Here is a 12,727-nt window from a genome sequence, read left to right on the forward strand (position 1 = left end):
CGACTGTTCGAGGTTGATCCTTTCGGGTTCAAACCCGATAAGCTCCTGTGCGGCGCTGCGAGTTGACTCGATCGCGATCGGTCGTCCCGTGGTGTTTCATGCACCAGTGCGCTCCCTTTTTGCACACCCCCCTGTTCGTTCGTGTTGCTTGTAAGGATGCAGATGGAACTCGCCACTCCGCCGCCGGCGGCGCGGGCCCCTGTCGCCTGGTACAGCTGGTGGTTGATGCCGCTGGCTTTAGGAGGCGGGACGGTTGCCGCCACGTTCATGAGCTCCGAGCGAATAGCCGCCGGTGTCGCGGGTGTCGCGGCCACCGCCGCGAGCGCCGTGTGCGTCCGGCTGCTGCTCCGCACCCGCACGCAGCTGAGCGCCACCGAGGGCTCCTTCCGCGCCACGCAGGCCGAGCACTCGCAGCAGTGGCAGCAGCATGTCGCGGGCCTGGAGCGGAAGTACGCCGCCGAGCGCGGCTTGCTGGAGGCCCAGCTGAATGACCAGTCCGGTGCCTACGAGGCGCGGCTGGCGGAGCAGAGCTCGACGTACGAGGCCCAACTCGCCGAACAGACACGGGCCTTCGAGGGGCGCCTCGCCGACCAGGCCACGTCGTACGAGGCTCAGCTCGCCGACCAGGCCGAGGTCTGGCGGGAGCAGCTCGCCCACCAGCACGACGCGGTGGCCCGGCTCGCGAACGAGCAGCTGCCCGACGCGCTGAAGCGGCTGCGTGCCGGTGACGCCGTCGACGACCTGCTGCCCGAGGCGGGCCAGTGCGCCAAGGTCAGCGCCGATCTGCAGGCCGAACTGCGCAAGGTGCTGCGCACCGCCCTGATCGGTGTCGAGGAGGAGTTCAACCGCTCCACCACCGCCGAGCAGGCTGTGATCAGCATCGGCAACCGCATTCATGTGCTGACCAGCAAGCTCCGCGGCCGGCTGCACGAGATGCAGGGCGAGCACGGCCGGCTCCCGGCCGTCGCCCGCGGTCTGATGGAACTCGACCAGGAACTCGGCCCCGCCGACTCGCTCGCCGCGAGCATCGGCGTGCTCGGCGGCTCGGACCGGCCGGGCCGGCAGTGGCAGGAGCCGCAGCGCCTGCTCAGCGTGGTGCGCGGCGGTATCGGCCGGATCAAGGACTTCCACCGCGTCGAGGTCCGTCATCTGCCCGAACTCGGCGTCGACGGCGGCCTGGTGGACCACCTCACGCTGATCTTCGCCCAGCTGCTGGACAACGCGGCCCGTTACTCGCCGCCCAGCGAGCCCGTGCTCGTCTCCGGCAAGGAGGTGCCCAACGGCGTCGGCATCGAGATCCAGGACTCCGGCAAGGGCCTGAACGAGGAGAAGAAGCGCGAGGCCGAGGAGGCCCTCACCGGCATCGCGGCCGGACCCGGCATCGGCGGAATCTCCGAGGACGCCAACATCGGCCTGCGCGTCGTGGGCGCTCTCGCTCGCCGCTACGGCATCCGCGTCACCTTCGCGGACTCGCCCTGGCTCGGTACTTCGGTGGTGGTCGTGGTCCCGCACAAGTACTTCAGCCCGCTTCCCGCGGCCGCTGCGACCACTGCCACGACCGGTGCGGCAACCGCTGGATCGAGTCCGGCGGCCCGGCCCGCGGTGGCCGCGTCGGCATCGGCGGCGTCGTCCGCCCAGCCGGTGGCCGAGCCTTCCGAGGCGGTGGACACCACTCCCGGCGGACTGCCCCGGCGCCGCAGCAAACGGCACGAGGCAGAGGCCACGGTGCGGCACCAGCCGGCCGAGCGCACCGAGCGGACGGAGGAGACCGCGGTCTCCTCCGTCCCGCCGGACGCCTCGTTCACCGGCCTGGCTGCCTTTGCCACCGCCGGCCGCGAGGCCGACGAGGAGTCCACCACGGAGGACACGGGGCCCTTCGGCCGCCCGTCCACCGAGCACCGCACTGAAGAGAGCGACTAGTCCACATGACGCAACAGGGAACCGACGTGAGCTGGGCGCTCCGCGATCTGGTGGAGTCCATCCCGGAGATCCGCTTCGCCCTCGTGGCCTCCAGCGACGGCAAGGCCATCACCTCCTTTGGCGCCGAAGACCCCGACGACGTGGACCGGTTCGCGGCCGTGGTGGCCGGCCTGCAGGCGCTGGCGCAGCCGGTCGCCGAGCAGTTCCCCAGGTACGCGGGGCAGCTGCGGCTGGCGATGATCGAGGTCGACGGGGGGCACCTCTTCGTCGTACGGGCCGGTGTGGAGACGTATCTCGGGGTCCTGGCCCGCGAAGGCCTCGACCAGGGGCTGCTCGGCCACCAGATGAGGGACCTGGCCCGGAGGATGGGCGAGCTCCTCGGCACCAGTCCGCGCCTGGAGGAGCACTCTGGATGAGTGCTCCCCGCAGGCCCACGGACCCGTCCGGTCTCGAGCGCTACTACGTCCTCACCGGGGGGCGCAGCGGACCGGGCGGTTCGGCGTCGAGTCTCGACGTGGCGACCCTCATCGTCTCCCTGGCCGCCCCCGTACCGGGTATGCAGCACGAACACGAGGACATCCTCCGGCGCTGCCGCGATCCGCTGTCGGTGGCCGAACTCGGCGCCCACCTGGGACTGCCCTTCAACATTCTTGCGGTGCTGCTGGCGGATCTGCTCGAGGCAGGCCACGTCGAAGCCCGTGACCCCATCCCGGCGCACGGTGCCGGTCGCGGGCCCGACCTCGCGCTCCTTGAGGAGGTACTCAGTGGACTTGAACGGCTTTGATCACCCTGGCCGCCCGGCAGCCGGCGGCACCCGCTCGGTGAAGGTGATGATCGCCGGCGGCTTCGGCACCGGGAAGACCACCATGGTCCGCTCGGTCAGCGACATCAAGCCGCTGACCACCGAGGAGACGCTCACCCAGGCAAGTGCCGACGTCGACCATCTCATCGGCGTCGCCGACAAGACGGAGACCACCGTCAGCCTGGACTTCGGCAAGATCAGCCTCAACGACAGCCTGATGCTCTACCTGTTCGGCACCCCCGGCCAGGAGCGCTTCTGGTTCCTGTGGAACGGCCTGTTCAAGGGCGCGCTCGGCGCGGTGGTCCTGGTCGACACGCGGCGCCTGGCCTCCAGCTTCCGGGCCATCGAGGAGATGGAGCGGCAGGACGTCCCCTTCGTCGTCGCCCTGAACGTCTTCCCCGACTCCAAGGAGTATCCCGTCGAGGAGATCCGCGACGCCCTGGACATTCCCGACCACATCCCGGTCGTGGCCTGCGACGCCCGCGACCGCGCCTCCAGCCGTGATGTGCTCGTCACGCTGATCCAGCACCTGAAGGCCCGCTCCGCCGTCGCAATGGAGTCCCGATGAACGCCCAGCCCTTAAACGATCCCGACACCCCGAGCGGGTGCCCCGTCGCACACGGGGCCGACCTCACCCGGCTGTTCGGGCCGGAGGCGTCGACCGACCCGTACGGCATCTACGAGCGGCTCCGCAAGGAGCACGGGTCGGTGGCGCCGGTGCTGCTCGAGGGCGACGTCCCCGCCTGGCTGGTCCTCGGCTACCGCGACAACCGGCGGGTGCTGGACAACCCGCGCCAGTTCAGCCGGGACGCGCGGATCTGGCGGGACTGGCGCGAGGGGCGCATCCCCGAGACGCATCCTCTGATCCCGATGGTCGGCTGGCGGCCCGACTGTGTCTCCCAGGACGGCGAACCGCACCGCCGGCTTCGGGGCGCGGTCACCGACGGGCTGCTCGCGGCCTCCAGCCGCGGAGTGCGGCGACACGCCACGTACTTCGCGAACAAACAGATCGACGCGTTCGCCGAGACCGGGCGCGCCGACCTGGTGGCCGACTACGCCGAGTACCTGCCGATGCTCGTGATCACCCGGATCCTCGGCCTGCCCGCAGCGGACGCGCTACGCCTGGTCGAGTCGTGCGCCCAGGTCTTCAAGGGCGGCGAGGGCGCCCTCGAGCACAACGGCCGGATCATGCAGATCCTCTCCGAACTGGCCGAGCGCAAGCGGGCCGAGCCGGGCTCCGACTTCACCACGGCCCTGCTGGAGCACCCGGCCGGCCTCGACCACGACGAGGTCGTCAGCCATCTGCGCCTGGTGCTGATCGCCGCGCACACCACCACCAGCAACCTGCTGGCCCGTGTCCTGCAACTGGTCCTCACCGACGCCGGCCGGCTGTCCGGGCTGGTCAGCGGGCAGCTGAACATCTCCTCGGTGGTGGAGGAGGTCATGTGGGACACCCCGCCGCTGGCCGTGCTGCCGGGCCGGTTCGCGGCCGCCGACCTGGAGCTCGGAGGCCATCACATCCAGGAGGGAGAGCTGCTGGTCATGGGCCTGGCCGCCGGCAACCTCGACCCGGAGGTACGGCCCGACTCGGCCGTCGCCGTGCAGGGCAACCAGTCGCACCTGGCGTTCAGCTCCGGACCGCACGAGTGCCCGGGGCAGAACATCGGCCAGTCCATCATCGAGATCGGCGTGGACGTCCTGCTGCACCGGCTGCCGGGCCTGCGCCTGGCCGTGCCGTCGGAGGAGCTCTCCTCGACCGCCTCCACCTGGGAGTCCCGGCTCGACAGCCTGCCGGTCGAGTTCTCCGTCTGACACCGCTGCCCGGCCGGACCCCCGGCCGGGCAGCGGTGTGTCAGCCGTCGAGCCAGTCGCCCTCGACGCCCGTGGGACGGTATCCCGTGGCGTTCCAGAGGAAGTGCGGGTGGGCGGCGCCGAACATGTAGGCGAGCAGTGCGGTGTCCTCCCTGCCGGTTCGAGGGTCGTGCAGGGTGTGGAACTGCTCGGATCCGACCACGCCGGAGTCCTGCTGGACCTGCCGGGCGCGGTCCGGTGACGGTGCGGCGCCGGCTGCCTCGACGGCGGCGAGGTAGGTGCGGCTCAGGATCTCCCAGGTGCTGTCGATGTTGCCGTACCAGGGCCCGTGCAGTGCTTCGAAGGCATGGAGCTCGCCGTCGAAGAGGCGCCAGGCCCGGGGGTGCTGGTCTCGGCAGCGTGCGGACAGCTCGGCGGCCCGGGAGCTCAGTGCCGGCGCGCTCGGCCGCGGGGCGATGGTGAGGGTGGTGCCGTCGGTGAGGATGCCGGTGCACGGGTTGGGCTGCAGGTCGCACAGCGGGCAGTCCTCGGCCGGGGGGAGGCCCGCGGTGATGCCGTCGAACCACAGGGCGTGGCGGCCCGTGAGCCCCATCCAGACGATGGTGGTGGTCATCAGCCAGGTGTTCCACATCGGGTCGTGCGCCTCGGGCGTGCAGCCGTACTTGACGATGGCTATGGCGCAGGCGGCGTAGAGGGCCTTGGTGTGGGCGGGCATGTCGGCGAGCCAGAAGTTGCTGATCTCGCCGGTGAGGGCGTCGGCCCGGACGTCGGCCATGTCGTCGATGACGCGGCACAGCAGCAGGGAGGCGAGGTTTTCCTCCTGCCAGAGTTCGCTGTCGGGTGCGACGTGCCAGAACAGGCAGTCCAGCATCTGGAGCATCGAGTAGGTGCTCTGGCTGAGGGGGTTGGTCTGGGGGAGCACGACGTTGCCCGCCTCGTGCTGCCGGAGCCAGTACTCGTCGACGGATCGCTTGTGGGCGGCGAAGAGTCCGGAGACCAGGGCCCGTGCGCTGTTGGTGCTGAAATTCTCGGCCAGCCGCTCTTCGACGTGTTGGGTCAGGCGCGTCGTGTCGATGGTGTCGATCACGCGCTTGTATTCGTGGAAGACGAGGATGTCGTCCTCGAAGCGGTGGCGGTGGCCGAGGTCCCGTTCGAGGTCGTTCATCTGCCGGGTCCAGGACCATCCACCGGTCAGGACGCTGTCGAGTTCCCGGCGGTGTGGCCAGGTCTTGGTGGTGAGGGGACGCCCGGCGCTCTGCCGCCAGCGGTAGTCGTCCAGCGTGCGTACGGGGGGCGTGGGCAGGCGACGGCACAGGGCGCAGGCGCATCCGGTGGTCGGCTCCTGTTCGCGCGGCGCGGCGAGTGCCCGGCTCCGCCAGGCCCCTTCCAGCATCGTGCAGGTCAGTCGGCATATCTCTATGTCGGTGGCGACTTGGGGGAAGGCCGCTTCTATCACGCGCAGGGCGGCGTCGAGGTGCCGCAACCTGGCCTGGCCCTCCTCGTCGGGAGGGAGGAACGCGGGCCGCGCCAGATGGATCGCTCCCGCCACTTGCAGCGTGGTACTGGAGTGCGGGGAGCCGAGGTCGTCCAGCCGCTGCTGAGCGGCGTTCCGGCTCCTGCGGTACTCCTCCGTGCTCCCCTTGATGCGCTTCTCCAAGAGGCGGGCCAGGGCGTTCGCCGCCTCCGTGGGCTGGAGCGGGACGCTCGGCTGCGCCGGGATCAGGCTGTCGGCGGACGCCTGCGGAACAGTACCTGCGACTCGAGATTTCACACCGGTCTCCCATCAAGCTGTGGACATGACAAATGGATCGATCGGCCATGGTGGTCGGCCGTTCGTGTCCGAGGGTTTTCTGTGCCTTCCGCGACGGCCCGACCGGCCGCCCGTGCGGCCCGGTTCAGGCGAGGCGCAACCGCCGGATCCGGGGTGCGCGGCAGCTGGGGGAAGGCCAGAGGATCCCCTGATGTCTGCTGATGGGGGTGTCGAAGGGGAGGTCGAACGTGACGTCCTGAGGCATGCGCTTCCTTCCGGGAGACGGCGATGCAGAGTCCCCCCGGCCCTGCGAACGGGTGGCCGAAATGACCACCCGTGCCCTCGAACTGAGCTTCTATGGCCGAAAGTTGAACCGAGAAGCGATACGAGGCTGCCCAGAGCGTAAATGATCTACGCGTGACCTCACCGTGATGTGCGTTACTGCTTACGCCTCATGAGCTGCGTACACTGCCTCCCCTCCCACATAGGTCCGCGCCACACTCGTCTGCGCGATCTCCTCGGTCGGCCCGTCGAACGGGTCGCGGTCCAGGACCACCAGATCGGCCAGCGCGCCGACCCGGATTAGGCCGGTGTCGTCGAGGTGGTTCACATGAGCCGATCCTGCGGTGTACGCGGTCAACGCCGCGGCGAGATCGATGCGTTCACCGGGCAGGAACACCGGGGCGCCGTCGCCCTCGGGTGTCACACGGTTGACCGCGACATGGATCCCCTGGAGCGGGTCGGGGCTGCTGACCGGCCAGTCGCTGCCCGCCGCGAGCCGGGCCCCGGAGCGCAGCAGCGCACCGAACGGGTACTGCCACGCGGCCCGTTCGGCCCCCAGGAAGGGAATGGTCAGCTCGTCCATCTGCGGTTCGTGCGCGGCCCACAACGGCTGGATGTTCGCCGTCGCGTCGAGCCGGGCGAAGCGCGCCACGTCGTCGGGGTGCACGACCTGAAGGTGCGCCAGATGCGGCCGGGTGTCGCTCGGTCCGTTCGCCGTGCGCGCCGCCTCGACGGCGTCCAGGGCGTCGCGTACGGCCCGGTCGCCCAGCGCGTGGAAATGGCACTGGAAGCCGAGGCCATCCAACTCGGTCACGTACTGGGGAAGTTGACCGCGGTCGATGAAGCTCTTGCCGCGATTGGCGGTGGCGCAGCCGCACTTGTCCAGATAGGGGTCGAGCAGCGCGGCCGTGCCGTTCTCGGCGACCCCGTCCAGCATCAGCTTCACGGCGCCGGCCCGGAACCGGCCCTGGCTCAACGCGGCCCGCTTCTCGACGAGTTCGGGGATCTGCTCGGCCCCGCGCTCGCGGTCCCACCACAGCGCACCCATCACGCGAGCGGTCAGTGAACCGTCCCGTGCCGCTGCCAGATACGCCCCCGAGGGGTCGTCCATACCGAGGAAGTCCCCGACCAGCGCGTCCTGCCAGGCCGTGATGCCGAGTGCGTGCAGATGGCGCTGCGCGTGCAGTAGCGCCGCCAGCCGGTCGGCCGCGGTGGCCGGGGGAGTGAGCCGCCCCACGAGCTGCATCGCCCCCTCCTGGAGGGTGCCGCTCGGCTCGCCCGCCGCGTCCCGCTCGATGCGCCCGTCGGCCGGGTCCGGAGTGTCGCGGCCGATGCCCGCCAGCTCCAGGGCGCGGCTGTTGACCCACGCGCCGTGATGGTCACGGTTGGGCAGATAGACCGGTCGGTCGGGGACGACGGCGTCCAGGAGCTCCTTCGTCGGGGTACCGCCCTCGAAGGCCTCCATGGACCAGCCGCCGCCGAGGATCCACTCCCGCCCGGGGTGTGCGTCGGCATACGCGCGGACCGCGGCGAGCGTCTCGTGCGCCGTCCGGGCCCCGGTCAGATCGCACTGGCTCAGTTCCAGCCCGGCCGGGACCGGATGGACGTGCGCGTCCTGGAAGCCCGGCAGCAGCAGCCGCCCGGCCAGGTCGACCACTTCGGTCCGCGGCCCGGCGAGAGCGCGGACCTCGTCGTGTCCTACGGCGGTGATGCGGTCGCCGGTGACGGCCACGGCGGTGGCGGTGCGGCCCTCGGGGGTGAGGACCGGGCCGCCGGTGAGGAGAAGGTCTGCGTGCATGTTCCGTTCCTGGTGGGGGTCAGTTGGGGGTGGCGAGCAGCTGCGGCGCCTCGGCGTCCGTGCCGTCGCCCGTGCGGAAGTACGGCGACCTGCGCACCCACCTGGCCCAGGCGGCGGCCACGAAACCAGACGTGATCATCGCCAGGGGAGTGAGGAGCAGGAACCAGCCGTTGTCCGCGCGGAGTTCGAGATGGTCGGTGGAGGAGTAGAAGGACCAGCCGAGATAGCCGCCGAGTCCGAGCAGTGCCACGGCGCTCAGCGCGGGCAGCACGACCGCCCGTACGCCCTGGCGCCAGTCCTCGCGCAGCAGCGAGCGGAAGCGCGCGGCCGCCGCGAGGGCCGTGAGCGCGTAGGAGAGGGCGACCACGATGCCCACCGCGCTCACCGTCGCCATGATCATGTCCGCGAGCCGCGGAATGACCAGGGCGAGGGCCGCGATCGCGGTGGCGAGCGCGCCGATCAGCAGCGTCCCGGCGGCCGGAGTCCCGTAGCGGGAGCTGACCTTGGACCACACCGGCCCGAGGGTACGGTCCCGGCTCATCGCGAACATCGCCCGGGCCGTCGGAATCACACCGGCCTGCAGCGAGGCGACCGCCGAGAACATCAGCGCCACCAGAGGCAGCGCGGCCAGCGGCTGGGAGGCCAGCCGGTCTCCGAAGAACGCCAGCCCCTGGGCGCCGTGCCCGGCCAACTCGGGCTCGGACAGCACCCGTTGGAAGGCGACCGAGCCGATCAGGAAGAGCGTCAGCATGGTGACCAGGGTGATGATCCCGGCGCGGGAGGCGTCGCGCGGGTCGCGCACCTCCTCGTTCACGCTGAACGCGGCCTCGAAGCCCCAGTAGCAGAACACCGACAGCAGCAGTCCCTGGGCGAGCGCCGACGCCGACGGGATGGCGAACGGGTCGAACCAGCTCAGGCTGAAGGCGTGCGGCCCGCGCACGATGCCGTAACCGCAGAACCCGAGCAGGACGACGTACTCGAAGACCAGCAGCCCGGTCTGCAGCCGCGCCGCGGTCCGGATGCCGGTGACCGCGGTGAGCGTGACCGCGACCAGGACCAGGATGCCGACCGCGGTCGTCTGCACCGTCGAGCCGGGGTCCAGGGCGAGCCCGGCCACCCGGTGCAGCCCGGCCTCCCCGGCGAGCTGGATCAGCGCCGACCCGGTCACCGCGGTGGTGTACGCGAGGAACGCCAGCGTGGCCACGATGTTCACCCAGCCGACCATGAAGCCCAGCCACGGGCTGAGCGAACGGCCCACCCAGACATAGCCGTTGCCCGCGTTCGGCTCCACCCGGTTCAGCCGGGAGAAGGCGCCCGCGATGCCGAGGACCGGCAGGAACGCCAGCAGCATGATCGCCGGGAGATGCAGGCCGACCACGCCGGCCGTGACACCCAGGCCGATCCCGATGCTGGTGGTGGCGGCCGTGCTGGACGCGGCGATGGCGATGCCGTCGAGCACGCCGAGGGACTTGCGCAGCGCGGGCCGCGCTGGTGGGGCTGCACCGAAGGGCTGGTCGGACATGGCCGGTCTCCGCTCGCACCTGGGGGCCTGGGCGGCCCCGGTGAACGCACATGAAACTGCCCGGGGACTTAACAGGTCAACGGTGTTGTCATAAGGTGCGGGCACCGGCCCCAGGAGGCAGCCCATGAGCGAGCGCGTCGTCCCGCCCACCGCCCGGCAGCGCAGACGGCCCACCAAGCAGGGTGTCGTCCTCTCCGAGGAACTGATCGTCGCCACGGCGCTCAGACTGATCGAGGAACACGGCGCGGAAGCCCTCTCCGTCCGCCGCCTCGGCCGCGCCCTCGGCGCCGACCCGAGCTCGCTGTACCGCTACTTCCGGCACACCGACGACCTGATGCTGGCCATCGCCGACGAGCTCATCGGCCGTACCCTGCGCAGTTGGCGGCCCACCGGCGACTGGCAGGCCGACCTGCGCGACCTCGGCCTGCGCATGCACGCGGGCGCCCTCGCCCATCCGCGGGCGGCCGTCCTGAGCTCGTACCGGGTCACCGGGCGGGCGTACGAGATCCAGGCCGTCGAGACCATCCTCGGCGTGCTGCGCGACGCCGGCTTCCCCGACCCGGACGCGGTGCGCATCTACCACGCCTTCGTCGACCAGTCGCTCGCCTTCGGGGCCCTCGACTCGGCGAGCACGGCGCTGCCGAAGGCCGCCCAGGAGGCGGAGGCGGGGGTGTGGCGGGCCACCTACGCACGACTGCCCGCCGACACGCACCCGCACATCGCCGCGACGGCCCGCCACCTCGTGGCCGACATGCCCCGCAGCTCCTATCCGGCCGCCCTGGACCTGCTGTTGAGCGCTGCGGCGGCACGGCTGGCGGAGGTGCGGGCACACCCCGGCGGGGTGGGCGAGCGGCCTGCCGCCGACTGAATCCGCCGGACCGGGATATCCGTGAGGTACAGGGCCGCGGGGCAGGAAGTCCCGCGCCCCGGACCGTTCGGAGGAGACATGCCACTGGTGGAAGCGGGTTATCTGGTGCTCGACTGCGTCGAGCCCGAGAAGCTCGCGGTGTTCTACAAGGAGCTGCTGGCGGCCGAGGAGACGGACGCGACCGCCAACCGCGTGGAGATCAGGGGCGCCGACGGCACCCGGCTGGCCTTCCGCCGCGACGTGAACGCGACGCCGCCGAGCTGGCCGCGCCCCGAGAACTCCCTCCAGGTCCATCTGGACTTCATGGTGGAGGACCTGGACGCGGTGGAGCGCAAGGTGATCGAACTGGGCGGACGCCCCCTGGACACCAAGGACGCGTCCGGCCCCTTCGAGGAGCGCGGCTACGCCGACCCGGCGGGCCACTCCTTCACCCTGCGCCGCACCACACCGACGGCGCCCAAGCAGGGCTGACGCCCGGGATCAGCAGGTCGGGCAACTATGTCCGCTTCGGTGCAGTAGCGCCCTGAAGGGGCGCGGGGAACTGCGCGACCAGCCACCAGGCGCCGCAGACGATCGACGGACATCGCCGCACAGCCCGCAGAGCGCCTAGTCCCGGCCGCCCTGGTCGCCGGCCGGCCAGACGCCGGTCGAGCGTTCGATGGCTTTCGCCCCGGTGCGGTCGATCGCACTGCGCACCACGGCGAACAGGGCGCCCTGGACCGCCGCGGCGAGCAGGATCTCGCCCCAGCCGCGCTCCCGGTCCAGGGCGTCCGGTGCGTCCTCCTCGTGCCGCAGCGCCATCCACGTCTTGCGGAAGGCGAGCGAGGCGATCGCCCCGCTTGCCCAGCCCATGGCGAACCCCAGGGGCTTGTAGGCGAGCGGCAGCTTCAGCTTCCTCTTCTTCGTCTTCGCCACGTCTGTCTCCTTCGTCGGTCAGGGCCGGTCCGTCGCGGCAACCCGCTCACCCACCGGGACGGGCCCCGGTGGCGTCCCGTCGCCGAACGGCCGGCCGCCCAGTTCCTCGCGGTGATGAGGCGTCAGCCACCCCGACAGGTCCGGCCCGAGGGGCACGATCCCGGTCGGGTTGATGCCGGTGTGCACCTGGTAGTAGTGCCGTTTGATGTGGTCGAAGTCGACGGTGTCACCGAAGCCGGGCGTCTGGTAGAGGTCGCGAGCGTACGCCCACAGGACCGGATTCTCCGTGAGCTTGAAGCGGTTGCACTTGAAGTGGCCGTGGTAGACGGCGTCGAAACGCACCAGGGTGGTGAACAGCCGGATGTCCGCCTCGGTGATCGTGTCACCGACCAGATAGCGCTGCCCGGCCAGCCGCGGCGTCAGCAGCTCCAGCCGCCGGAAGACACCGGCGCACGCGGCCTCGTACTCCTCCTGGTCCGTGGCGAAACCCGCCCGGTACACACCGTTGTTGACGTCCTCGTAGACGTCCGCCATCACCGAGTCGATCTCGTCGCGCAGGGCGTACGGGTACAGGTCGGGTGCCCCGTCGCGGTGCAGGGCCCGCCACTCGGTGGCCAGGTCCAGGGTGAGCTGCTGGTAGTCGTTGGTCACCAGCTTCCCGCTGGGTACGTCGACGATCGCGGGCACGCTCACGCCGCCCGGGTAGTCGGTCTCCCGCCGGTCGTAGGCCTCGCTGAGGAAGCGGATGCCGAGGACCGGGTCGCGGCCGTCCGGGTCCAGGCTGAAGCGCCAGCTGCGGTCGTCCTGGATCGGGTCGGCGATACCCAGGGACAGGGCGTCCTCGAGGCCGAGCAGCCGGCGCGAGACCAGCGCCCGGCTCGCCCACGGGCAGGCACGGCTGGCCACCAGCCGGTAACGGCCCGCCTCGACCGGCCACCCGTCCCTGCCGTCCGCCGTGATCCGGTCCGTGAAATGGCTCTTGGACCGCTTGAACGTCCTCTGCCCGTAGCTGCTGTTGCCCCCGCCTCCCATGATTCCTCCCTGTGTCGTGTGTCCCC

General features: G+C 71.0%; 12 protein-coding genes. 7 read left to right on the top strand and 5 right to left on the bottom strand.

Annotated features, from left to right (window positions below; all coding sequences use genetic code 11):
- The first annotated feature begins 162 nt into the window (after positions 1-162).
- Genes ACWC1K_RS16655 through ACWC1K_RS16675 form a run of 5 tightly spaced genes read left to right on the top strand, consistent with a single transcriptional unit; the run spans position 163 to position 4,534 of the window.
- On the top strand, positions 163-1,920 hold the full coding sequence (locus tag ACWC1K_RS16655) for an ATP-binding protein (protein WP_450831991.1): 1,758 nt from the start codon (positions 163-165) through the stop codon (positions 1,918-1,920).
- A 5-nt stretch (positions 1,921-1,925) separates the two neighbouring features.
- Positions 1,926-2,336: a roadblock/LC7 domain-containing protein gene (locus tag ACWC1K_RS16660; protein ID WP_450831992.1), complete on the top strand. Its 411-nt coding sequence runs from the start codon at positions 1,926-1,928 to the stop codon at positions 2,334-2,336.
- On the top strand, positions 2,333-2,704 hold the full coding sequence (locus ACWC1K_RS16665) for a DUF742 domain-containing protein (RefSeq protein ID WP_450831994.1): 372 nt from the start codon (positions 2,333-2,335) through the stop codon (positions 2,702-2,704). Before ACWC1K_RS16660 ends, ACWC1K_RS16665 begins: the two co-directional genes overlap by 4 nt.
- The gene (locus ACWC1K_RS16670; protein WP_450831996.1) at positions 2,685-3,290 is read left to right on the top strand and encodes a GTP-binding protein; all 606 of its coding nucleotides are present in this window, start codon (positions 2,685-2,687) and stop codon (positions 3,288-3,290) included. Before ACWC1K_RS16665 ends, ACWC1K_RS16670 begins: the two co-directional genes overlap by 20 nt.
- On the top strand, positions 3,287-4,534 hold the full coding sequence (locus ACWC1K_RS16675; RefSeq protein ID WP_450831998.1) for a cytochrome P450: 1,248 nt from the start codon (positions 3,287-3,289) through the stop codon (positions 4,532-4,534). Before ACWC1K_RS16670 ends, ACWC1K_RS16675 begins: the two co-directional genes overlap by 4 nt.
- Positions 4,535-4,574: 40 nt before the next feature.
- Here the strand turns inward: ACWC1K_RS16675 and ACWC1K_RS16680 are convergent, their stop codons facing one another.
- The 3 genes from ACWC1K_RS16680 to ACWC1K_RS16690 all read right to left on the bottom strand — a co-directional run bounded on the left by ACWC1K_RS16680 (position 4,575) and on the right by ACWC1K_RS16690 (position 9,886).
- Positions 4,575-6,305 carry a hypothetical protein gene (locus ACWC1K_RS16680; RefSeq protein ID WP_450832000.1) on the bottom strand — a complete coding sequence of 577 codons (1,731 nt, stop codon included), beginning with the start codon at positions 6,303-6,305 and terminating at the stop codon, positions 4,575-4,577.
- Between the two features lie 424 nt (positions 6,306-6,729).
- Positions 6,730-8,364: an amidohydrolase gene (locus ACWC1K_RS16685; protein WP_450832001.1), complete on the bottom strand. Its 1,635-nt coding sequence runs from the start codon at positions 8,362-8,364 to the stop codon at positions 6,730-6,732.
- A gap of 19 nt (positions 8,365-8,383) precedes the next feature.
- Positions 8,384-9,886 (bottom strand): APC family permease, encoded by a 1,503-nt coding sequence (locus ACWC1K_RS16690; protein ID WP_450832002.1) that lies wholly within the window; start codon positions 9,884-9,886, stop codon positions 8,384-8,386.
- Positions 9,887-10,010: 124 nt separating this feature from the next.
- On the opposite strand from ACWC1K_RS16690, the gene ACWC1K_RS16695 reads away from it, so the two are divergent.
- On the top strand, positions 10,011-10,754 hold the full coding sequence (locus ACWC1K_RS16695; RefSeq protein ID WP_450832004.1) for a TetR/AcrR family transcriptional regulator: 744 nt from the start codon (positions 10,011-10,013) through the stop codon (positions 10,752-10,754).
- A gap of 78 nt (positions 10,755-10,832) precedes the next feature.
- Entirely contained in the window at positions 10,833-11,225 is a 393-nt protein-coding gene (locus ACWC1K_RS16700; RefSeq protein ID WP_450832006.1) for a VOC family protein, read from the top strand.
- A gap of 135 nt (positions 11,226-11,360) precedes the next feature.
- Here ACWC1K_RS16700 and ACWC1K_RS16705 read toward each other — a convergent pair whose 3' ends face one another.
- A complete protein-coding gene (locus tag ACWC1K_RS16705; protein ID WP_450832008.1) occupies positions 11,361-11,669 on the bottom strand; it encodes a DUF4235 domain-containing protein in 309 nt (102 codons plus the stop codon).
- 18 nt (positions 11,670-11,687) lie between these two features.
- Positions 11,688-12,701 carry a glutathione S-transferase family protein gene (locus ACWC1K_RS16710; protein WP_450832009.1) on the bottom strand — a complete coding sequence of 338 codons (1,014 nt, stop codon included), beginning with the start codon at positions 12,699-12,701 and terminating at the stop codon, positions 11,688-11,690.
- Between the last annotated feature and the right edge of the window lie 26 nt (positions 12,702-12,727).

Source organism: Streptomyces sp. NPDC001492, assembly GCF_053597275.1.

Bases quoted from the DNA above. Each gene is read 5' to 3' on its own strand.
- ACWC1K_RS16655 (WP_450831991.1), top strand. From the start codon at position 163: ATGGAACTCGCCACTCCGCCGCCGGCGGCGCGGGCCCCTGTCGCCTGG.
- ACWC1K_RS16660 (WP_450831992.1), top strand. From the start codon at position 1,926: ATGACGCAACAGGGAACCGACGTGAGCTGGGCGCTCCGCGATCTGGTG.
- ACWC1K_RS16665 (WP_450831994.1), top strand. From the start codon at position 2,333: ATGAGTGCTCCCCGCAGGCCCACGGACCCGTCCGGTCTCGAGCGCTAC.
- ACWC1K_RS16675 (WP_450831998.1), top strand. From the start codon at position 3,287: ATGAACGCCCAGCCCTTAAACGATCCCGACACCCCGAGCGGGTGCCCC.
- ACWC1K_RS16685 (WP_450832001.1), bottom strand. From the start codon at position 8,364: ATGCACGCAGACCTTCTCCTCACCGGCGGCCCGGTCCTCACCCCCGAG.
- ACWC1K_RS16690 (WP_450832002.1), bottom strand. From the start codon at position 9,886: ATGTCCGACCAGCCCTTCGGTGCAGCCCCACCAGCGCGGCCCGCGCTG.
- ACWC1K_RS16695 (WP_450832004.1), top strand. From the start codon at position 10,011: ATGAGCGAGCGCGTCGTCCCGCCCACCGCCCGGCAGCGCAGACGGCCC.
- ACWC1K_RS16700 (WP_450832006.1), top strand. From the start codon at position 10,833: ATGCCACTGGTGGAAGCGGGTTATCTGGTGCTCGACTGCGTCGAGCCC.
- ACWC1K_RS16710 (WP_450832009.1), bottom strand. From the start codon at position 12,701: ATGGGAGGCGGGGGCAACAGCAGCTACGGGCAGAGGACGTTCAAGCGG.